The organism is Microcoleus vaginatus HSN003 (genome assembly GCF_022701255.1).
Taxonomy (GTDB): domain Bacteria; phylum Cyanobacteriota; class Cyanobacteriia; order Cyanobacteriales; family Microcoleaceae; genus Microcoleus; species Microcoleus vaginatus_B.
This window is the reverse complement of the sequence record NZ_CP031705.1, coordinates 2,886,339-2,909,374: the sequence shown is the minus strand read 5'-3', so window position 1 is coordinate 2,909,374 and position 23,036 is coordinate 2,886,339. Positions and strand designations below refer to the sequence as shown.

Here is a 23,036-nt window from a genome sequence, read left to right as displayed (position 1 = left end):
CCCAATCTAAAATCTAAAAATCTTTCAAAATTTCTAACCTAATTTCTTAGAGGCTTCTGCCAGTTTAGTCACCATTTGGGATACGGCTTTGTCAACGGCCTCGCTCAAAAGTGAGTCTTCATTGCTATTGGCGGAATTGCCACTGATTCCCCTAACGGAAACATTAGAAGCGCTTTGATCTGCTTCTCCTACTGCTTTGGCAGTGGCAAGAATATCTCCCGAAGCTGTGCCGATTAACCGCACATCTATTTGAACGGTAGCTTTGGTTTTTTGTGAACCGGCGCCGATTCCCATGAAACTGCCGCCGCCGGATTGTTTGTCGATATTAAATTTGGTAATGGTGCCGATGAGTACGGCGTCAACTCCTAATTCTTTGCCAATTTCGGCTGCTGTGCCGGCATCCATCGCGCCGCTGCGATTTTGCTGTTTGAGCACTTGTTCGAGTTTGCTATGATCGACTACTGTATAAGTGCCGTTGTTGACGAGTTCGTTGATTAACAGTTCGCTGATGCCTTTGGCGGCGCCGACTCCCCTGTAGGAAGTGTAATAGCTGTTGGTGGGGCCGTAGTCGAAGTCCATGACGACGAGGCGTTTTTTGGCAGTTGCTTGGGCGAGTTGGGTTGCGGGTTGGGTGGTGGCTGGTGTGGCGATCGCATTGACTGAAACGCCCGCTAGCATTAGGGTAGCGAGGGAAATGCTGGTTTTCCTGCCAAAAAATCTAATATCTCTGTACTGTAACGGTGGCCACAACCGCACAGCCATCCAAAATTCCTCTTACGCCCCAGCTTCCATAAAACCCATCAACCAATTAGCCATCGTCGCCCTGCGAGTCTGTCTGGGCCCAAATTCTCCAATTTTATAGCCTTTAAACCCCAATTTTTCCTTCAACAACTGCTTGTTTTCTGGAGGAGTCGATCGAGTCAATTTCACCGTCGCCGGCCTAGAATCGATAAAATCCGGCGGTTCCGGGTACTCTTGACGCCACTCGGCTGCAACACCTGCACTGTTCCACTTGCCAGTCTCGGCATCCCAGCGGTAGCCCAGATACTGCCAAACTAATCGGTTGACAGCAGCATCGTCTATCTCTTCGTTGAGAATAGCCCAAATAGTTTCGTTATTCAGCGGTGGTAATTCAGACATGAGCGCGATCGAATCGGAAATAAAAAAAGTTTAACTCACATTAGATAACATTATCAGGAACGGGCATCTTGCCCGTTCCACAAAAAATCATAGGAATTGGTGTGTGGGGTGGACACGCGAGCCCGCCCAAAATCCCACCTCACAAAAAATCAATTATTCAAAATTCCGTCTTTCTCGGCCATAGACAGCATTAAGTCAATCACGCGACTAGAATAACCCCACTCGTTGTCGTACCAGGAAACAACTTTGAAAAACTTAGAATTCAGTTCAATTCCCGCACCTGCATCAAAAATGCTCGATCGCGCGTCGCCCTGAAAATCCGTCGAAACCACCGCATCCTCAGTATATCCGAGAATGTTTTTGAGTTCGCCCTCAGAGGCTTTTTTCATAGCTTCACAAATTTCTTTGTAGCTAGTTTCCTTCGCCGTTTTGAAAGTAAGGTCAACTACAGAAACGTCGGGAGTTGGCACGCGCAAAGCCATTCCCGTCAATTTTCCTTTCAATTCTGGCAACACCAAAGTAACAGCTTTCGCTGCACCGGTCGAAGATGGAATAATATTTTGAGCCGCACCGCGGCCTCCCCGCCAATCTTTTTGGCTGGGCCCGTCTACAGTTGGTTGAGTAGCGGTCATTGCGTGAACTGTCGTCATTAAACCTTCTTCCAATCCGAAGTTATCGTTAATAACTTTGGCAATTGGTGCTAAACAATTCGTCGTACAGCTAGCATTAGAAACAACCGTATCTTTTGCGGGGTCAAATTTGTGGTGGTTGACGCCGACTAGAAAAGTTGGAACTTTTTCCGGGTCTTTTGTGGGTGCTGAAAGTATTACTCGTTTTGCTCCTGCCGTCAAGTGTTTTGATGCGCCTTCAAAATCTGTAAACAATCCGGTAGATTCTACAACATAATCTGCGCCGGATTTACCCCAGGGCAATTCGGCAGGATTCCTAATCGCTGTACAGGGGATAAAATTTCCGTCAACGACAATCCCGTCTGGTTTGCTTTCAACTTCGCCGTTGTAAATGCCGTGGGTGGAGTCGTATTTGAAAAGATAAGCCAGGTTTTCTGGCGAAACTAAGTCGTTAATGCCGACAAATTGGATGTTGGGGTTTTTGATGCCGGCACGCATGACTAGCCGTCCGATGCGACCAAATCCGTTGATGCCGACTTTTAATGCAGCCATGTTTAAACTCCTATTGAAAATCTCGTTAGTCGATCGCGCGTTAGCGAAGCCCTCGAAGAGAATCGCCTGTTGTGGCTTAGAATTTACCACGCTAACGGATTTTTGCAACTGATTCTTTTCTATCTCTTAAGAATTCTGAATTCTGCCCCGGCTGGGAAGGGCAATTAATGCTGAAATGACCAGTGGCTAATGGCTGATACCTAATGATTATAAACTGGTAAAAGTGCTATAATAGACAGAAATTATTTTCAAAATCGCTTTTTTTTAAGCACGCTAAACTAATTAGAAAAAACTTAGGCACAAGCAAAAACGGAGTGGCATTCTCACCAGTGGCTGTCCAGGCCCGAAGCCTAGGATTCAAGTCGCAGATACGCGCAAAGACACGGCATTGCCGTGTCCTTACATCTATGGCGTACAATCATGCAGCTCTACATTTCCGAATTGGTATAATCCTCAATCACTAAGGACTAATGACTACCCGACGCACCTAGTAATTAGCAATTCCACCGCATCTGAAATAAAACACGACCCACCAAATTTATTGAGCACGGGTCTAATGTTTTCTGCAACTGCTGAAACTTGAGCGGGTGAACAAAAAGCAAGCACATAAATGTTATCCAGTGCCGTCATTGATGAACCACGATAAACGTGATCCCGGGTGCTTTTTCCAGCGACATCACGAATCACCGAATAACCGGGTACGCCAGCTTTGTCTAAACCGTCTAAAATCTTGCCGAGTTCTACTGAGTGGGCTATGATTTCTACTCTTTTGACTGACTCCATCATCTCACCTCCAAAACATATTGATTCCGTATAGATACAGGGGAATGCCTACAATGATATTAAATGGAAATGTCACTGCTAAGGCAGTTGAAATGTAAAGGCTTGGATTCGCTTCCGGAACAGTTAGGCGCATGGCTGCTGGTACTGCTATATAAGAAGCACTCGCACACAATACGGCAAACAGCAAAGTGTCTCCCTGTGGCATTCCGATTAATTTGGCTATTAGCAAAGCAATTACTGCGTTGACTATGGGAATTAGGATTGCAAAGCCGATCAGAAAAACTCCTGCTTCTTGCAAATCTTTAATTCTGCTAGCAGCAACCAGACCCATGTCTAGCAAGAAAAAAGTCAAAACTCCGTAAAACAAGTCTTGAGTAAACGGACTCATAACTTCCCAACCATGTTCTCCTGTCAGTATTCCCATAATTAGGCTGCCAATCAGCAGAAAAACTGAACTGTTGAGGAATGCTTCTTGTAGCACTTCTGGCCAAACTATTTCGCGTTTTCCTTCTTCCCCGCCAAATACACTGACTAGAATGAGACCGACTATAATTGCTGGGGATTCCATTAATGCTAGCGCGGCTACCATGTAACCGTCAAAGTCGATCCCCTGTGCTGTGAGGAAGGAGGTTGCGGTGATAAATGTGACGGCGCTGATGGAACCATAGGTAGCTGCGATCGCGGCAGCATTGTAGGAGTCGAGTTTGATTCTCAGTATGAAAAAAGTATAAACTGGTACTAGCATTGACATCAGCATCGCTGCCAAAATTGTCAGGGCGACTTGCTGGTCAATTCCGCTTCGGGACAGTTCGACGCCGCCTTTAAATCCGATCGCAAACAGCAGGTACAGCGAAAACAGTTTGGGGATGGGCGCTGGAATTTCTAAATCAGATTTGAGAAAAATTGCCAACATTCCCATGAAAAAAGCTAATATGGGCGGATTTAAGATATTTGACGATACTAAACTCAAATCCACGATGGTTCACTCCCATTTCTTGCGTTTTTAATCTTACTTCCCCAGTAATTGTGGCACGAGAATGGATCAATAGACCGATCGAACTTTTGACTCAAAAGCTCGCGATCGGGCTAAATACCGCCAAATACGGTAAAGGCGCACAGTACGCACCCTACAACGAAGGTTTGCACTGGGCACCTGCAGGCTAAGTATTTTGGTTTAACTAAGCAACTGCCAAATAAGACTCTAGGGCTTCGGAACCACCGATCAAGTTGCCGTCGATAAATACTTGCGGCACAGTTGTAGCCCCAGTCATAGCCCGGAGCGATTTGGTTGTGATCTCCCGGCCCAAGACAATTTCTTCATAATCCAAGCCCTTTTGACTCAGCATTGCCTTAGCCTTAGCACAGAAGGGACAGCCCATTTTTGTAAACAGCGACACTAGCTTCGGCTTGGTTGCTGCGGAGTTGATGTAGTTGAGCATCGTCTCGGCATCGGACACTTTGAAAGGGTCGCCCGGTTCATCAGGCTCAATAAACATTTTTTCAACCACGCCATCTTTTACCAGCATCGAATAACGCCAAGACCGCTTGCCAAAGCCTAAATCTGTTTTGTCTACCAGCATTCCCATGCCTTCGGTAAATTCGCCGTTACCGTCGGGAATTAACGTCACATTGTCTGATTCTTGGTTTTTTGCCCATTCGTTCATCACAAAAGTGTCGTTGACGGAAATACAAACGATTTCATCTACGCCATTTTCTTTGAAAACTTTCGCCAATTCGTTGTAACCCGGGAGGTGCGTTGACGAACAAGTGGGAGTAAAAGCTCCTGGCAGCGAGAAGACGACTACGGTTTTACCTGCAAATATATCATCCGTGGTGATATCGACCCACTGGTTGTCTTTGCGAGTGCGAAAGGTGACTTTGGGTACTCTGTGACCTTCTTGGTTCGTCAGCATGATTTTAAATTTTTGGGTACTTGGGTTCAATTCCTTTGCTTATTATAGCGTACTCATAACGAGTATGAGTTGTCAAGGGGAGGCTAGTTTTTTTCTCGGACTTGGGCGCGCGCGCGAGATCAGTTCATTGTCTTTGCGACGATAGTTTGAATCATAGTCCGAATCAATCTCGCAGCGCGCGCGAGCTCAGTTCATTGTCTTTGCGACAGCTAGCAGATTTAAAACTTGCTGTTTAAGTAGGTCGGCAATTCTGTCTCCATTCCTTTGCTGCTGCTAACGGGTGAGGATTTTTTACACATTCTGTCAACACATCGATATCAATTCCCGGTAGCAATTCGCTTTGTGTGATTAATTCATAACCGCAGTTGGACACGAATTCAACCGGAATTTCTTCTCGCAAATGATAGATAGAAAATCGGTCATTTCGCCAGAACCAAACCTCTCGCACATTCAACCTTCTATACAGTTCTAGTTTATTGATGCTACCACTGGTAACAATCACTTCAATTACCAAATGGGGGAATTCTTTATCTGTGCCAATACAGTAAGCTTCATCGGGTTCCGTACCGCCACTTTTTTCCTCTTGTCGCAGAGTTGTAGACCCAAAAGGGAAATATTCGATGTCAGCTTCTACAAAATAAATAAGCAGCAGATCTCCAATGCGAGTTTTTCTACTTTCATGGCGGCGAGAAGGCGACATAATTTCCAAAACTCCATCTAAATAAGTAACTCGATATCCTGCCGCATCTCCAATCCGATTCAGCAGTGTCTCGTATTGTTCCCAGTTGGCGCTATCGGTAATGTAGCGATCTTCAGGATCTTGGCGTTGGAGTGCTTGTTCCTTAAGTAGCGTATCTAGCTCGCTCGTCAGCATCGGTATTACCTCCTTACAAGTTGTTCTAATCTTAGCTCAACTTTATTCCCAATCAAACTGCCTCCCCAAATATTCCTCTAATTCCTGATTGTAAGGTCGGAAATAATCGCTCAACCAATCGCGAATTGATTGATTGACAGGCTGGTAAAAACCAGGATTAGCATTTTGGTATTCAGACAATTGATATTCGGGCAAATCTAAGAATTCTAAAACTTGCTTGACAGTTGTCGCTGCACCTGCATAAAAATCTTCGCTTTTCAAAATTAACAACTGTTCTCGGGGAAAGAAAGTCCGCCAGTTTTTTATAAATTCTATGTACCTACCGCGAGCTAAATAATTCCCCGGTTCCTCGCCGATGATGTATTCTGGATTTTGATTCAACCGTTCAATTTCATCACTAATTACTCGATCGAGCGATCGCGCTTCCCAATTTAAGTCAGCCAAGCGGTAAAATTGAGAAATCGCCCGATCGACCGGATTTCGCAAAAGTACAATCAGTTTAGCCTCTGGAAACAGGTTGTAGAGCCGTGCCGGTGCTTCCCGATAGTCAAAATAGCTTGGACTTGCTTCGCCAGTTACAAATTGCTCTCCCGGAGGCATGGGCGGAAAATGAGCCAAATACCAATCAATCCCTCTGTCAAAGTGCCACGAGAAAAAATCCATCTCCTTTTTAATCGGAGTCAAAATTTGCGGGTGTTGGGCTAAATAAGTATAAAGAGAAGTTGTGCCACACCGCTGAGAACCAATAATTATAAAGTTAGGAAATTGGACTGGTTTTAAGTCCCAATTTTGTAGAACAGGCATCTTGCCTGTATCTGCTTGTAGAACAGGCATCTTGCCTGTTCTATTACTTATAATAGATGCAAAACTTTGTTTAAAACTGACAGTTCGATAAAAATCAATCGCCTCGGGAATTTTACCTTGCCTCGTCAAAGCTTCTCCCAAATTCAGATAAGGCCAAAAAGCCTCCGGTTTAGCTGCAACAACTTCGCGGCACAAGTTCTCAACTTCATCCAGCTTGTTTTGCCTAACAAAAACTTCCCACAAATTGTAATAAAACCACCAAGGAAGATCGGGATTTATTTCTATTGCTTGGAAAAATGCCACCGCCGCTTCCTCCCAATATTTTTGGTGGCTCAGAACAGCACCTAAATTGTAATAAGACCAGCAATCATCTGGTTTTTGGGCGACAGTTGCGCGAGATGAGGCTAATGCGCGATCCTCTTCGAGGGCAACGCTTACGCACTTTTCTTGCTGCTGCAACAACTCCTCTAATTTCGCTGAGTTTTTTGCACAAGTCGGCATATTTGTCAACAGCCATTTGTAAAGAATAATTGCGCTTTTTGGGCGATCGTACTGTGCTAAATTCTTTCCTAACTGCAAATAAAACTCCCAATTTTCCGGTGTAATTTGCAATTGACATTGTTCTAATAGCAACTTTAAATCAGACTCTGTTTGTCCCAGAGCATATCCCAACTTCTCGTAAATTCCCGGCAAATCTCCGTCAATTTTAATAGCTTTTAAATACGTAGGGATAGCTTCATCCCACTGTTTTATTTGAGTTAAAGCGTCGCCTAAATTGCAAAAAGACCAAGCAAAATCCGAATTGAGAGCAATCTCGCAGCGGTAAGCAACAGCAGCCTCTTCCCATTGCTGAAGTTTCAGCAAAGCATCGCCCAAATTGTGATAAGACCACGAAAAATCGGGATTTAACTCAACCGCTTTTTTGTAAGCAGCGACAGCTTCCTCCCATTTTTCAAGTTTCACCAATACATCGCCCAAACTGTGATAAGACCAAGAAAAATTAGGATTTAATTCAATAGCTTTTTTGTACGCCGCAACAGCCTCATCAAACCGACCGCTTTCTTGCAGAGAATTACCCAAATTGTGGTAGTCATTATCCATGCAAAACTCCTGCAATAGTCAGTAATTTTTCCAGCGAGTTCACATCCAAACGCATATTCTTATGTAAAGGTTTGGTCGGAGTTCCCTCATCAACCAAATCGCCAATTAAATAGTAATGTTCCAAACCGCACAAATTGCTAATCATCCAATAACAATGCGGAACGTAAAGGGGAGAAAAAATCTCAATTACCTTAGTTCCAGGACTACAAAAAACTAGATTAGTCAACCCCCCTCCGTGAGGTGCGACAACCACTTTAGCAGCAGCCAAACACGCTGCTTGTTCCGCTACCGACATCGTTTCCAACTTGACACTGCGAAACCCAAATTTTTCTAAGTATTTAATTACCTCTTCATCGTTGACGATTCGTCGATAGGATGCTTGTTGCCGGCTGATATAAATTCGCTCTGAATAGTCTGTATTTAGTGGCTGTTGTTCATTTAAAAATGTTTGTTTTAGATATTCACACTTCCATTTAGAAACCGCCCCCGATCCGTCATAAGATATTGACGGAACTATTAATTTATCGGCTGTAATGTGTAAATTGCAGCGACTTTCTAAAAGTTTATCTTGAGGAATTCCTAAAGTATCTAAAGTTTCTGCTTGATAGGAAGAATCCGAGGCATTGACAACAAACTTATCTATAGTTTCTATCAATCCACTCCGCTGCAAAAGGTCAAATCGCGTAATCACATCAAACATCCAATGAAAATAAGCGGCTCCACCCCAGCGAGCCGATAAAAAAGCTACATTTCCATCGACGTGTTCAGCGGGAGGCAATTTGTCGGAAGTGATTACCAATTCAGCACAACCCATTGAAATATCAGCAACAAGTTTATGGTCTGAAGTAATCACGGCGGTAGTCACAACATCGGCCCAAGCTCGTCCGTTTGGCAAGACGGCAACAAAAGCTTTTCTGGAATGACTTTGATGTTGCCAAAATCTGCGGCTGCTGTCGATTGTTGTGGAATCAGATAAATTAATTTGACTCGCAGGATGGATGTCAATGCAGGTGAGGTGCGGATTGGATTCTGCTGCAACGGTCAAATCTTCTGTAAACCCACAGTATTTTTTGAGAATACTTAAGGGTAAAATTTGATTACTGCATTTTGCCCGCTCGCTCTCATCGAGTTCTCCTTGTTGTTCAAGAGCATAACCTATATTATCGTAAGCTTCAAACAAATCGGGTTGAATTTGCAGGGCTTGAACTAAATTAGTGATTGCAGGTTCCCACTGCTGTTTTGCAATTAAACTCAAACCCAATCCCTCGTAACACCAGCAGGATTTTGGATCGAGATTGATGCCTTTTTCGTAAATAGCGATCGCCCTTTCCAATTCCCCTTGATTCCGCAGTGCATCACCCAACTTTTTGTACAACCAACTATGCTCAGGTTCTAGCTCAATAGCACGACCAAAAGCCACTGCTGCTTCGGACCAATTTTCTTGTGATTCCAGAACTTCCCCCAAACTATTGTACAGCCAACAATCATTGGGATTTAATTCAATGGCTTTGCGGTAAGCCGCCGCCGCATCTTCCCAATTTTCCAGCGCAACCCAAGCCTTACCTAATCTCTCGTAAGACCAACAAAAATCGGGATTTAGTTCAACTAACTTGCGGTAAGCAACAGCAGCTTCCTCCCACTCAGAAAGCTCCATCAGCACATCGCCTAAATTGTTGTAAGTCCAACAAAAATCGGGATTTAACTCAATAGCTTTGCGGTAAGCAGTAGCGGCTTCGTCGTATTCCTCAACCGCCTGCAAAGTTTCCCCCAAAAAGTGGTAAGCCCAACTAAAATTAGGGTTGAGTGCGATCGCCCGTTGGTAAGCGGCCCGAGCTTCGTCAAACAGTTCTTTCTCTTGCAGAGTTTTACCTAACTTGTGGTAAGTTAAGTAATTGCCCGACTTAATTTTAATAGCTGTTTGATAGCGGGCACTCGCCTCATCCAAATAACCCGCATTTGCCGCAATATCCCCCAACTTTTCCCAACCCAGAGACAACAGAGTTTGCTCTTCGCCCAAATTTTTATTGCCGATTTTTTTGACAATCAGTTGATAGCCTTTATGTACAACTTCTAACTGACTTCCAAACATCTCCAAAAAAACATCTATCCCAATTTTAGTATCTTGCTCCGGGCTGTCGGGAAACGTAAACTCGTAATCATCAAAAATCATCAGTCCCCCAACTTTCACCAACCTCCAAGATAAAATCGCATCTTGCAGAGCACTGGTTGGTTTGTGACAGCCGTCAATGTAAGCAACCTCGTAATATTCCGAAGCCAAATTAATTAACAAATCTTGAGAGTAACCTTCTAATTCAATTACCCGATCTGCTACTCCAGTTTTAACAATATTGCCCTTAAAATGTTGTTGAAAATACAAATCAATACAAGTAATCTTTGCCGTCGGATGAGTTAAAATATTATCCAGCAGCCAGCAAGCCGACATTCCCTGAAAACTGCCGATTTCCACCACTTGAAAATCCGCAATTCCGGTAAATTCCTGCAAATGCCGTTTCCAAATAGGAATATTGTGGGTAAACCAATCTTGGGTAAATTGATAATTTTTTGACGCACACTCTGGCCAACCCCTCAATTCGCCCGCTCTTTGGTGGCAAATAATTGCTTCTTCTAATTCCCCTAATTGCGGTAAAATATTTCCTAAATCGTTGTAAGCCTTAGAATTGCTCGGCTCGATTTCAATTTGGTGGCGGTAAGCGGCAATTTGTGCGTATAACTCCTGTTGTTTCGCGCGAACCTCATCCAGTTTTGCGACAACTTCCGCAGCATTGGGTTCAATTTGCAATGCCATGCTATAAAATACGATCGCACCTTCCAACTGCTTCTGTTTCGCTAAACTATTGCCTAAATTTATATAAAACTCCGCTCCATCTAACTCAATTCCCAGCAATTTGTGGTAAATTTTCCCGCTTGCAAATACCTCAATAGCTTGACAATAAGTGGCGATTGTGCTGTCTAAACCCGATTCGCTGCGCTTCCGCAAAACATATCCCAACCGCTGATTAATTCCCGTCAAATTCGGCTCAATCTGAACCGCGTGCAGGAAAGCAGCCACAGCTTCATCCCAGGATTTTTCGCAGGTGAAGGCAATTCCCAAGTTGACATAAAACCAAGGAATATTGGGATTTATTTCAATAGCTTTGCGGTAGCAACTAATAGCTTCCTGCCACAGTTGTTTTTGTGCCAAAGCGTCCCCTAAGCAATTGTATGCCCAGTAGGAATTATCATTAATTTCCAGAGTCTGACGGTAACATTTAATGGCTGCATCAAAGTCCTGTTTTTGCGCGAAAACATTACCTAAACCCACGTAAGCACGAGCGTAGTTGGGATTGAGTTCGAGGCTTTTGTTGTAACAGGCGATCGCCCGATCTAATTCTCCTCGCTCCGCCCAAGTCTTACCCAAACTGTGGTAAGATTCAAACGAATTTGGATTGATGGCAATCGCTTGTCGGTAATTGGCGATCGCCTCATCCCACCGCTTCTGACCAACCAGCATTTCCCCCAAATTGTGATAAGCTATTGCCAGCGTCGGGTTTAACTTAATTGCCCCCGAATAACACTCTATAGCCCGATCGAACTTTCCCAATTCAACCAAACTATTTCCCAGAGTGACGTGCTCGTCAGCAGTTGCCCAATTCGGCTCGATATTAAAAGCTTGATACCAACAGTCTGCCGCCTCTTCTGGCTTCTCCAACTGCGTCCAAATTCTCGCCAAGTGCCGATAAACAGCAGCAAAATTCGGCGCTAGCGAAATCGCTTTTTCACAATTAGCGATCGCCTTTTCCCACTGTTTCCCCTGAGAATACAAAATGCCGAGATTAGCATAAACTTCCGGCAAATTTGGATTGCGATCGATCGCCGATTCATACCACTGCTTAGCTTGCTCGATTTCACCTCGAACCTGCATCACCTTTCCCAGCGTCTGGCAAGCTGCAGCCAATTTCGGTTCAATTTTCAACGCTGACTCGCAAGCAGCAACTGCCTCATTCAACTTTCCTTCGGCTAAATAAACTTCTGCTTGCCGACTCAAATCAACCGCTGCCTTTTCCATCTTCTCAATCGAGGGCATAATTAAACTTTCTCCAGACACCAACTAACCCAAACCCACCACTTCAACCATCCTTTTCAGCGAACTCAAGTTCACTAAAATATCCTCAGTCAGGGAATTCTGATACATCAACTGTCTAATAGGATAGCATTCAAAAGCCTCCCCCGCTAAAAAGTAATGTTCCAACTGCAAATATTGACTGCTTCCCCAGTAATAATGGCTGATATAGTGAGGCGACACCAACTCAATTACTTTAGTTCCCTGCCGACTAAAAATCGTATTTGTCAAGCCGCTGCCGTGGGCAGCAACTATCACCTCAGCGTGGTAAAAATGAGCTATTTGCTCTGCCAAAGACATCGACTCAGGCAAAATAGAAACAAAGCCAAATTGCTCCAGAACTTCAACTACATCTTCTTCGTTCAAAACTCGTCGATATCTTGCTTTGCTGCGGCTGATGTAAATGCGTTTTGGATAGCGCGAACTCGGTATAATTCCCTTGAGAAACTCCCGCCTCAAAAAATCCATCGCCCACCCAGAAGGCCAGCCCAAATATCCCGCAAAAGAAGGTACAATCAACTCGGTTGCTTGTATGTGAGGCAAGCGATCGCTCTCCAAGACTTTCTCTTCGGGAATGCCCAGAATCCTGAGACTTTCCCGCTGAAATTGGTGCTGACAACTATTCACCAAGAACCAATCAATCTCCGCCAAATCCCTGCCGCTGTGCCGCAGCAATTCTATCCTGGGCAAAACATCAACCATCCAGTGAAAATAGACATTTCCTGACAAACCAGAAAGCACCGCCACGCTGCCGTCAATTTGCTTAAGAGGCGGGAATGATTCTAACTGAAAAACGCTGTGTTTTCTAACATCATGCTTTTCACATCCAGGTAAAAACCCCGGATAATCTCTCGACACATCCGCCAACAAATAATTGTCAGGAGTAATTACAGCTATCGCCTTGCAAATCAGCCAATAATTTTCCTGCGGAACAATCCAAACTCGTCCGTTGGGAATCTGTGCCACAAAAGTCTTTGGCGACTCCACAGGTAGCGGTTGCAAGTTCGACAAACGGCAAACTCCCCAACCCAAATGCACCGGATCGAACCACTTAGAAAGTCTCTGCAAACACAGCCCGCAAGTTAACCCGGCACAATCGGAATTTGCCAATTTGGAATTGGATCTCGCAAATTGGGAATTGGGAATATTTTCTGCACTTGCTTCTGGTGCCGAGTTCCAAAAAATTTCCACATAATTGTCAGCATCCAACTTAGCATTAACCAGCCAATCCCAACTGGATAAATAAATACCGTGAGGAGGTTTGAGAGAATTGCTATCTGGCGAAATAAAACTATTTTTTTTCCACTGTTTCTGCTCCCCATACCCGTGCAATTGCAGAGCTAAAACCTGTTGATAATAATCAATCGCTCGTTCCCAGCGCCCCTGTTTTTCCAGCAGTTTGGCCAACTCAAAATAAACCTGCGGTAAAGCAGGTTGAATCGTCAAAGCCATGTGGTAAACTGCAATTGCTGCACTGAACCGCTGTTGCTGGGCTAAGGAATTTCCCACGCGCCAGTAAAGTTCTGCATTTTTGGGCTGAATTTGCAAAGCTTTGTGATAATAAGCGACGGCAGATTCGTGTCCGCCGTACTCTGTTAAAGCATTTCCCAAATGCAAGTAAATTTCGGCTAAATTATCGCAAATTTCAGCAATTGGTAATTGGGCATTGGGCATTGGGCATTGGGCATTGGGAATAGTTTCTTTTTCTTCCTTCTTCCCTCTTCCTTCTTCCTTCTTGCTTCCAGTTAGTGCTGTGAGAAATCGATCGCACGCAGCGATCGCCCTTGACAATTCATCATCTTCTACAGCAGCAACTCTGCGCCTGTCTCCCAAGCGGCAGTAAGCCTCAACAAAATCCGGATTCAGAGCTATTGCCCGCTCAAAATAAGGCATGGCTTCAGCAATTTTGCCCAAAACCATCAAAGAAAACCCGGCGTCTGTATAGCCCGAAATATAGTCGGAATTGATCTCGATCGCGCGATCGAAACAAGCAACCGCCGCCGAATGTTCCCCCTGTAATTGCCACGCTTTCCCCAGATTGTAGTGAGCCAAAACCATGTCAGGCTCCAACTCAATAGCTGTGAGGTAAGATGCGATCGCCCTTTCCGGACTTTTGTCCAGCAAGGCTTGACCCAAATTATTGTGCAGTGTTGCCCAATCCGGCTTAATCTCCATCGCCCGCTCGTAAAGCTTGATCGCCTCACCAGCCCGATCCTCCTTGAGCAAAATCACACCCAGATTGCTGTAAGCTTCCACGTAATCCGGCTTCAGAGCAATCACCTGTCGGTAGGTATCCATTGCCGCTTCGAGCTGACTATTTTCATCTAAAACCACAGCCAGATTGTATAAAGCATCAAGATAATCGGGTTTTTTGGCGATCGCAGTTCGGTAACACTCGATCGCCCCCAACAAATTACCCTGCTTGTGAAAAACATTTCCCAAGTTATAATGAACTTCAGCCCAATCTGGTTTCAAATCCAGAGCTTGTCGGTAGTGAAAAACCGCCTCATCCAGCCACGAATAGTCGCTGTAAAGTTGACCCAAATAAGCATGAGCCCGAAAAAACTGCGGCGAAATCTCCAAAGCTTGCACAAAAGCGTCTCTTGCTGCCGTCGGATCGCCTTGAGCTTCGAGAATTTCGCCTAAAGTCGTGTAAGCCGAGGGCGAAAACGGTTGAAGTTCGATCGCCTTTTTGCAAAACTCGATCGCCTCAGTTAACTTACCCCGGTTCAAATAAATTTGGGCTTGCCGGATATATTCTTCAGTGCTCATTGCTAGCCAGCAGTTGCGGTTTCTTTACCGCTTCAGTAAAACCTAGAAATTCTAATTTAAAAACTTTGTATTTATATTTTGCCCGATCGGGCGATCGATTAATTTTATCAATAACTGTCGATCAATTTTTTTTAACTGCCCCTCCTTCAGTTCCTGCATTGAATATTTCAACCTCACCCCGCTTGTGGCAGAGTGAGGTTGAAATCCTTTAAAACTACCGACTTTGTGAGAACAGCCCCGAATCTTATCCGGTGCTGCCCCACAACAGCCAGTTGTTTTAGAACAACTCGAAGTTGTTCGAGGTAATCGTCAGGCCAGGCTGCAACTGAGCCACAGTTAGCACTCCGTTGGTACCGTTGAAGAACAACGTACCGCTTGTTGGGTCGTAGACTAACTTGTTGCTCGTGGCTGTTCCTGGAGTAGATGCGTTGAAATTAGAAACGACGACAAACTCGCTTGCCTCGAAGCTGCTACCCAAACCAGCGAACACACCGCCCTGCTTCAAGCGGATCTTATCTTCGCCTGGGGTAAAGTCAGTGATCGTGTCTACGCCATAATCGCCACCGCTGGAGAAGAAGTAGAACGTATCGCTACCAGCACCACCGGTCAGGACATCAGCGCCTCTGTCGCCAGAGATAAAGTCATTGCCAGCGCCACCATCGACAGTATCGTTTTCTTTACCGCCGTAGAGAGTGTCGTTGCCATCGCCGCCGCCGACAATATCATTGCCCATGCCGCCAAAGACTGTATCGTTGCCAGCGCCACCGAGTACGGTGTCGTTGCCTCTGTCGCCAGAAACCAAGTCATTGCCATCACCGCCATCAACGAGGTCATCCCCTTTACCAGCAAAGATCCGGTCATCGCCGCCGCCACCAGCGACCACATCGGCGCCGCTGCCTGCAAAGATATTATCGTTGCCGTCGCCGCCGCCGATACTGTCATTTCCGCCTCCGGAAATAACCAGGTCGTTGCCACCGCCAGCAGCGATCACATCTGGGGCCCCAAAAGTCAGGATGATGTCATCGCCGCCGGTGCCGTTCAACCTGTTGCTGTCAGTGGTGCCGATAACGGTTGCGCCACCACCACCGCCTGGTAGTGAACTTGCTGGTTGTGTTGGATTAGTTACCTGGGTCATTTACACTCCTCCTAAAAGATCAATCATTTTTCTACAATACACTTTTCCCTCCAAAGGGATTCAATAAATGAAACCGGACATCGGTTGAGACCCTAATTGACCCGGCTGCTATAAGCTGTCATGTAATTTAAATTGTCAGCAGCGAGCCTGGGAGCGCGAGTTGAATCTTGTATTCGTTGAGCAGCAAATCTCGGTTGTTTCCTGCTTTTGACTCTCGACTCCACCACTGCCTCCTCTAACACGAAAATATTCCACTTAAACGTTTGCGAGTTTACCATAATGACCGTCGGTGTGGCTAGTCATTATTAAAACAATACCCTGAAGATAAACAGAGACCATTTTTAATGGCAGTATGCTCTCAAGATTGAGAAGTTGCACCTGGTCCTTGGCACTGTCGATCGTCAGATAGTTCGATCGCCCGCAATGGGGCGGGAACTGAGCTGCGATTTCTTTTAAGTACATTGTAGTTGACCTGACTTTTGATTTTCGCCAATAGTTCCCCACAAATCAAAATTTTTTAACGGGCTTTAAAAGCAAGCCCGCGCACGCTGGAGGCCGCATTCACTCAAAAGTGCGTCCCAACGCGCTCCCGGACTGACTTTTGAGCCTCATCACCTTGATATTTCCAGCCAAATCCCTCACGCTCAATTTAGGATTTTGGCTAAAAAACCCAGTTTTTCAACCACAATCCGTCATTTCAACCATGCTCCGCATCCATCCGGACAATCTGACAATGCAGCGCTCGTCTTTTGGTGAAGTTGGGATAAACGGTTCGCCGGTAGATTTCTGACGCTAATGTCACTCGATTTTAGATTTGAGATTTTAAAATTTAGATTGAGTCTACAGATCAATCTGGGAGCTCGAACTAGGGCATCGGTACAGTATTAGGAGTTGACAACAAAAGAGATGTATGCAACTAGCCGGCCAATGAGTTCGACTCTATGCCCGGTTGAATTGGCAAAACCTTAGATATTCGAGCAATGACATGGAGGTTATGGACAACAGCGACTCGACGTAAATCGAAGAGATTTTTCCGTTGTCCAAGATACCGGGCACGGTCTCCCTGCCAATGACCAATATGGGCTAAAGAGTGTTCAACTGTAGTACGCCTTCTCAAGTCGAGACGACCAGAGGCAGTAGATTGACGCGCTCGCAACTCTTGCATTAAAGCTTCATCAGGATGAATTGATACACTACGTCCTCTTTTACTGTTTGTGCAGTCGGATCTCAGAGGACAAATTGCACATTCACTCGGAGGAAAATGAACAACTTTTCCTGGTTCAAATGGGATGCTTACTTGATTGGGACAACTCATTAAATGCGTATCCCAATCCAGGAAAAAGGAATTTTTATCAAACCGGCCAGAATTTCTGACCGGCCACGCCTTGCAAAATATCTTTAATTGCTTATCCCGCTGTATGACCCAATGACTAGATAAATAAGCCCGGTCAATATGTAACTCAGTTAGGTGAATATTTTGGAGTCTTAAGTCACGTTCTAGGTCAAGTGTAGCAGCAGATTCGGGAGTATTTGCCCTCCTTCAATGCCACCGCGCAAACTACACCGCTATCTAAATCTTTAAGGACGTGGCGTTTATACCCATCTATTTTTTTAGACTGGCTTTTCCGTCCATGCCGCATATCTGGGTCTTCAATAGAAATTCGACGGTCTTTTGCTACCCCTTTGCTTAGAGTAGGAACTCCTTGAGAGTCTAATGTCACATTTTGGGATTCAATGACTCGGGCAACATTGAGGGTCTCTTGGGCGAGGTCAAACCCATGACAATGAGACTGACCTTGCATCCATTCTTCTACCGAATCTAAGCTGTTTAGGATGATTGAGAGTGCCTTTTGACGCTCGATTGGATTATCCCAGTTCAAATCTAATGCCGTTTTTAAGCTAGAACTATTGAGGATGGGCGCACCGGCTTCATCGGCAATTTCTGCTGACTCCCGCCCCTGTCCAGCAGCTATCACACTCACTGCTTTACGCAAAGCATGACCCAATAGATTATATGTATCTTCGACTTTCCCGGCTCCCCATAAAGGGGAGGAATCTAAGGCAGCTTTGAGTTGAGATGAGCCAAACCCACCTTTTTGTTTGGCAATCTCTACGGTGCGGTCAATTAAACGTTGGTCCAGTTCTTTTTTAATTAAGCCCTTTCTGAATCTAACCAAAGTGGCTTTGCTGAAAGGGGGACTTTCACACTTGAGACAATCGAGAACTAACTGCCAACGTTGATCCATCAGCATTTCTTCAATTACTTCATCATCAGAAATCCCCAAATATGCTTGTAGAATAATTGCCAAGGCAAGTTGTGCAGGAGGAACTGGGCTGTGACCCACTGTGCTGTCTTTAAAAATTGTAGCGAGTTCGTCTTGAAACTCATCATTAAATATGAATGAACGGTTGAGTCGAAGAAACGTGAATAGCTTGGCTCTTTTGATGCGTTTGATAATCAACTCTTCATGGTCTGATAGTTCAATTGGAGGATGCCATAAGGGAGGACGCATAGGGTTTTTTCTTTCTTCCTGATGGTGAGAATTTAACAGGCTCCTCACTTCACTTATCATATCTACCCGGTTTTGTCAATGTCTAATACTGTACCGACGCCCTAGGAGCTAAAATTTTTGGCGGCGGGCGACTCCTGCGGCAGTTATGGGTTGGCGCAATTGTAGTTATGGATAATTTACCTGTTCATAATGCTGAATCCGTCAATTTTTTGATGGTATCTATCGGATTCCATGTAAAATTCTTACCTCGATACTCGCCGGATTTATCTCGGATCGAGTTGTATTGGGCAAAAGTCAAAGCGATTTTCCGTTCTGAAGGAGATCCACCTTCAAATTTTATTGATGAAGCGATTACTAAAGCTCTTAATGCTTTTACTGATGAAAATGCTTGGCCATCCTTTCATCACTCTGGTCTCTTTTGAGAACAAATTAAATAGTGGATTTTTGTGGTAGATTTGATGGCTAATAGCTGTGAGTTGAAATATTAACTTTTTAGCCCAGAGTTTTTGACTACTAATTGTTGTTAACTTCGAGCTGATCATTAACAATTAGCAAACTCCCCGAAATGTGGTTCGGCCTTCATTCAGAGAAAATCTCTACTATTTATTCCGAGCGGTGTGCTTCTAGTTCCGCTGGTGACGCGTTGGAATTGCTCTGACTGTCGTACTTGTAGATGTGAACGTGAGAGTCACTCTCGAAAATATAATTGATGGAAGTAGCTCCATAGTAGGCAAGCGCTAGCAGCGACAATAGATGAAGAACTCTATAAATTGGTTTCTCAGATACGTGGTTCATTTTGACTCCTACTTTTTATGCAAATAGCGAATTTGGATACCGTGACGGCACTTTTTTTTAGAAGTTCCCAAACATCTCGCACCTCTAAAAATTTCGCTGGCTCCCGTTATACACTCCTAATGCTCGATCGCCCAAAATAAGTCGTACTTGCGATTTGAAACAGTTTTTGTTGCCTATTTCATATTGCAGTCTCTGCCTTGAATTGTCTATCTAACTGCGGTAAGACTTAGGCAATTTAGACGCAAACGAACTCTACAATTTCCGACGTAGAGCTGCTACAATTTGAAAAGAGCGAGCTGGGAAAGGTTACATAGCAAAGATCCTAGCTGTTTTTTAACACCTAGCCAGGATTTTCCCACATTCGATTAATGGTAGGTAGCAGCCGGAAGTATAAAAATTCTTAAGTTGGTCAGTCGCAGGCGGAAATATGTCTGAAGTTATATTTTTGCAAGCAACCAGCCATGTTAAATTACATATTACTTTTGAGCTGGCTTGAGGTGGCAGATAATTTTTGAGTAAAAAAATGTTGCGGTCGCTGTCCGACAATTTGAGTCTGACAATTTTGCCTGAACAATTTTGCCTGAACAATTTTTAATGAACAATTTTACTGAGCCGCACCATTAAATCACGATGTGACAGAAAAAAAGTAGGCATCAGTCGATTGGAGGCTTGAGTGTAATACCTTCAGCGAGCGCTGAGTCTATCTCGCTCAGTTGAACAATTTGAGATTGGAGATTGATTCCCCAGATGAATCTGAGAGCTTGAACAAAAACCTAAAGTGTTGGGCTGCTGCCGACTCCTGTGGGAAAATTGTATCCGTTTTTGGGCGGGGTCAAAAAGCAGAAGGCAGAATTTGATAGGGGTAAAAAAATACTGTTTTAGAATTCAGACCTTTTCTGAGATTCTACCTTCTAGCTGCATTTTTTCTTACAATGAAACAAGATAACTTACTCGCTGCCAGGAGCGATGCACGCCGCATAATTTAGGACGAGATCACCGACTGTGTTGAAGCCAGTTACTTCCACAATTTATTATAATTCTTGCTCGCATTGAGCTGTTTTTACAACCGACTTTTTGCTGGTAATTTGCAAAAGGGATAGGGGGAGAACAACAGGCCAAAACAGAGGCCCCATTATTAAGGCTATCCAAGATATCACGTCTTTTTTAGATGTCGCAGTATCATTCCAAAAACTTTTGAACCAAACAAGAAAAACGATTAAGGCAATCAAAAAGTAGCTAATCATTATCATTTTTTTACCTGCCTGCCTGCCTATAGATGAGAGAGAAGTATTTATAATTATTGTATCTCAGGGTGTGGCTCGCCGATCGCAACTTTATGCCCTGATCTGCAAGCTGCAAGTGTCTAAAACCCAAAGTTTCACAGCTATCCAAGTCCAGCGCCTGCGATGTTGAGCGAACTTACTCCCTTTGCGCGGCGGTCTTGAGAACTCAAAGCCTTGCGTTCAGGGCTTTTCGAGGTTTTGTCAAACCTTGAGGCTACCACCCTAATCATAGCTTATGCGATCGAGGTCTTGGGTTTTCTGTGATTTAAATCACGTATACTTGCAGACTTAGGTCACAAACCGAGCCAAGAACTATCACACAGCTTAGCCGACTGCAATCACCCTACTCTTTTCTCAAATGCTCGATAGTATAATAGTCGAGTTCAACGAGATTTCATGCAAGCTCTGACTTTAAAATCTGATCGCGCGATCGCTGAACTGTTCTATCAAGTCACTCATTCAGGCAATCTGACTCGCACTCAAAGCCACGGACTGCGCGAACTCTGCCAAAGCGCTCTCAGCGAAGACGCCAGAGATGCAGTCAACCGCCTGCTGCACGCCATCCGCCGCGGATGGGTCAGGATTTCCGATTAGTCCCCTCACACAAGAAGTTGAGATCGGTATTTCTACTTTCTCTCCTGTCAAGCTTTGCCAACAATCAGATTTTCGTGAATAGGTCGCTCCATTAACTCTCTCAAAAAAAATTGTGGATAGAAAAGCTCCAACCCGGTTTCTTGAAGAAGCCGGGATTTTTGATTTTAAACAGTCAGTCGATTTCAGATTTTAGATTTTAGATTTTAGATTTTAGATTTACTCCCTAGATGAATCTGGGAGCTTGAACTAGGCTCTAAAATTTGCGGCTGCTGGGGACTCCTATCGAAAACTTGTATCTGTCTTTGGGCGGGTTATTAAGTATATCCACGGAACCAAGACCACACCAAGAAACTAAGTAAATGTAGGTAAAAGCGGCTTTATAAATACTCTAAAAGTTTTACCTTGAATTAAGCCGAGCGATTTCCCTAGCAGTCATTAGTAATCTATTAATAGGTAAATATTAATTTATTTGTCACCGTTTCTTAACCAAAAGTAGAGAGGTGGGGGTTGCCACAAGCGAGGAATCTGGACGGGGTTTGTGTTTCAAGTAGCAGGGCTATCGAGAAAACATCCGATCCCCAAGTCCGGCTGACACAAATCACTAATCAAGACGCAATCGATCACATTTACTCCCGTAGTTAAATCACATAAATATTGGGAAAATCAGCCAATACTGTCAAAAGTGAGTTCAAAGAAAAAACACATGATGACAACCCAAACGCTATTACCTCAATTTACTATTGCAGAGCTAGTCTTTCAGGTATATCACTCCGGTCTGCTGACTCCCACTCACCGACAACAGCTCCAGACAGCGCTCTTAAATGACTGTCTTACCGAAGAAGATCAAATAGCCATCAACCGCTTGCTCCACGCCGTTCGCCGGGGCTGGCTGAAAGTTGTAGATTAAATTATCGCCAATTTTTTGGCCGCTCTCTTTAAATGAACTGTCAGTCAATTTTGGATTTTAGACTTCCGCAAGCGCTCAGTCGAACCGTGGAGCCCCGCTCACTCGAAAAATTTGAGATTTGAGATTTACTCCACAGATGAATCTGGGAGCTTTAACAAGAGTCTAAAATTTTTGCCTCTCCACAATAGGAGTCCGGGGCTTCTCTCGATTTTTGGGCGCCTGAGATTAACGCAGAATTAAATCCCCTTAATAAAAATCAGGCATTAGCCTAAATGTAGGGTGCGCCACCAGCACCCTGCGGTTTTAACTTCTATTTGGTCAGCTTATTTACTCAGAGATGTTGCCGTCAGGCATCATCGCCTCTCTCAGATTCGCTTCATTCAAATTTGTCCCGCGCAAAGAAGCTTGATGCAAGTTTGCTCCCCGGAGATTTGCTCCCTTAAGGGAAACTCCGCTCAAATCTGCTCGATGGAGATTTGCACAGCTCAAGTTAGCTCCGCTCAAATCGGCTCCCTTCAAATCCGCTTTTTCCAGATTTGCTTCCGTCAAATTTGCCCAGCTCAGATTTGCTTGAGTTAAGTTAGCACGGCTAAGGTCAGCTTGTGTTAAGTTCGCGTCGGTTAAATTTGCTTTACTGAGGTTGATTCCGCAAAGTTTTACTTCTGTCAAGTTTGCACCTTGCAAATTAGCGTTAACTGCATAAACTTGAATCAAAATCGCCCCCTGAAGGTTTGCATCTCTCATGTCTGCACCCCTGAGACTCGCCCCCGTTAAATCTGCCCCGCTGAACACGACACTCCGCAAGATGGCTCCGCTCAAGTTCGCTCCCACCGCGTCGCATCCGCCAAAATTAGCGGACATGAGGTTGGCTTGGGAGAGGTTGGCTTGGCTGATATCTGCTTGATACAGATTGGCTCTGTAGAGGGTGAGGCCGATCGAATTTGCACCTTTTAAATTAGCGTGACTCAGGTCAATATCGCGCAAATTTGTCCTTGACATATGGACACCGCTCAGGTCTACTTTGTGAAAAACCCGTTCTCCGGCTCCATACCGTCTGAGAAGTTCCTCTGCATCCATGTCATTTTCCCCAAAATATTTAATAATACCTTTGATATTTCAAT

17 protein-coding genes and 1 pseudogene are annotated in these 23,036 nt (G+C 44.5%); 4 read left to right on the top strand and 14 right to left on the bottom strand.

Translation table 11 applies throughout. The features are described 5' to 3' along the window. Positions 1-33: 33 nt before the first annotated feature. The 5 genes from D0A37_RS12700 to D0A37_RS12680 form a co-directional block, all read right to left on the bottom strand. A complete protein-coding gene (locus D0A37_RS12700) occupies positions 34-762 on the bottom strand; it encodes a CsgG/HfaB family protein (RefSeq protein WP_242724651.1) in 729 nt (242 codons plus the stop codon). 12 nt (positions 763-774) lie between these two features. Further along, on the bottom strand, positions 775-1,140 hold the full coding sequence (locus D0A37_RS12695; RefSeq protein ID WP_242724649.1) for a DUF1823 family protein: 366 nt from the start codon (positions 1,138-1,140) through the stop codon (positions 775-777). A gap of 149 nt (positions 1,141-1,289) precedes the next feature. Beyond that, entirely contained in the window at positions 1,290-2,321 is a 1,032-nt protein-coding gene (gene gap, locus D0A37_RS12690; protein WP_242724648.1) for a type I glyceraldehyde-3-phosphate dehydrogenase, read from the bottom strand. Between the two features lie 474 nt (positions 2,322-2,795). Further along, a complete protein-coding gene (locus D0A37_RS12685; protein WP_242724647.1) occupies positions 2,796-3,107 on the bottom strand; it encodes a P-II family nitrogen regulator in 312 nt (103 codons plus the stop codon). Position 3,108: 1 nt separating this feature from the next. Further along, entirely contained in the window at positions 3,109-4,080 is a 972-nt protein-coding gene (locus D0A37_RS12680) for a sodium-dependent bicarbonate transport family permease (RefSeq protein WP_242724646.1), read from the bottom strand. A 50-nt stretch (positions 4,081-4,130) separates the two neighbouring features. Here D0A37_RS12680 and D0A37_RS12675 point away from each other — a divergent pair, with 50 nt between their 5' ends. Then, a complete protein-coding gene (locus tag D0A37_RS12675; protein ID WP_242724645.1) occupies positions 4,131-4,268 on the top strand; it encodes a hypothetical protein in 138 nt (45 codons plus the stop codon). A 14-nt stretch (positions 4,269-4,282) separates the two neighbouring features. Here the strand turns inward: D0A37_RS12675 and D0A37_RS12670 are convergent, their stop codons facing one another. The 7 genes and pseudogenes from D0A37_RS12670 to D0A37_RS12640 form a co-directional block, all read right to left on the bottom strand. After that, positions 4,283-5,017 (bottom strand): glutathione peroxidase, encoded by a 735-nt coding sequence (locus tag D0A37_RS12670; RefSeq protein ID WP_242724644.1) that lies wholly within the window; start codon positions 5,015-5,017, stop codon positions 4,283-4,285. A 232-nt stretch (positions 5,018-5,249) separates the two neighbouring features. Further along, entirely contained in the window at positions 5,250-5,891 is a 642-nt protein-coding gene (locus D0A37_RS12665; RefSeq protein WP_242724643.1) for a Uma2 family endonuclease, read from the bottom strand. 42 nt (positions 5,892-5,933) lie between these two features. Then, positions 5,934-7,796: a tetratricopeptide repeat-containing sulfotransferase family protein gene (locus D0A37_RS12660; RefSeq protein ID WP_242724642.1), complete on the bottom strand. Its 1,863-nt coding sequence runs from the start codon at positions 7,794-7,796 to the stop codon at positions 5,934-5,936. Further along, the gene (locus D0A37_RS12655; protein ID WP_242724640.1) at positions 7,789-11,880 is read right to left on the bottom strand and encodes a tetratricopeptide repeat protein; all 4,092 of its coding nucleotides are present in this window, start codon (positions 11,878-11,880) and stop codon (positions 7,789-7,791) included. The genes D0A37_RS12660 and D0A37_RS12655 overlap by 8 nt, the downstream gene beginning before the upstream one ends. A 24-nt stretch (positions 11,881-11,904) precedes the next feature. Then, on the bottom strand, positions 11,905-14,688 hold the full coding sequence (locus D0A37_RS12650; RefSeq protein WP_242724638.1) for a tetratricopeptide repeat protein: 2,784 nt from the start codon (positions 14,686-14,688) through the stop codon (positions 11,905-11,907). Positions 14,689-14,965: 277 nt separating this feature from the next. After that, the gene (locus tag D0A37_RS12645) at positions 14,966-15,823 is read right to left on the bottom strand and encodes a calcium-binding protein (protein WP_242724637.1); all 858 of its coding nucleotides are present in this window, start codon (positions 15,821-15,823) and stop codon (positions 14,966-14,968) included. Between the two features lie 916 nt (positions 15,824-16,739). Further along, positions 16,740-18,336, bottom strand: a pseudogene (locus tag D0A37_RS12640) (IS1182 family transposase). A 167-nt stretch (positions 18,337-18,503) separates the two neighbouring features. Here D0A37_RS12640 and D0A37_RS12635 point away from each other — a divergent pair. Beyond that, positions 18,504-18,758, top strand: a complete 255-nt coding sequence (locus D0A37_RS12635) for a transposase (protein WP_242724636.1) — start codon at positions 18,504-18,506, stop codon at positions 18,756-18,758. 181 nt (positions 18,759-18,939) lie between these two features. On the opposite strand, the gene D0A37_RS12630 is transcribed toward D0A37_RS12635, so the two are convergent. After that, entirely contained in the window at positions 18,940-19,131 is a 192-nt protein-coding gene (locus D0A37_RS12630; RefSeq protein ID WP_242724635.1) for a hypothetical protein, read from the bottom strand. 1,679 nt (positions 19,132-20,810) lie between these two features. On the opposite strand from D0A37_RS12630, the gene D0A37_RS12625 reads away from it, so the two are divergent. Then, positions 20,811-21,008 (top strand): hypothetical protein, encoded by a 198-nt coding sequence (locus tag D0A37_RS12625; RefSeq protein ID WP_242724634.1) that lies wholly within the window; start codon positions 20,811-20,813, stop codon positions 21,006-21,008. Between the two features lie 706 nt (positions 21,009-21,714). Beyond that, a complete protein-coding gene (locus D0A37_RS12620) occupies positions 21,715-21,915 on the top strand; it encodes a hypothetical protein (protein WP_039886773.1) in 201 nt (66 codons plus the stop codon). Positions 21,916-22,242: 327 nt separating this feature from the next. Here D0A37_RS12620 and D0A37_RS12615 read toward each other — a convergent pair whose 3' ends face one another. Further along, complete coding sequence (locus D0A37_RS12615) at positions 22,243-22,992, bottom strand: pentapeptide repeat-containing protein (protein ID WP_242724633.1); 750 nt, start codon at positions 22,990-22,992, stop codon at positions 22,243-22,245. Positions 22,993-23,036: the final 44 nt, after the last annotated feature.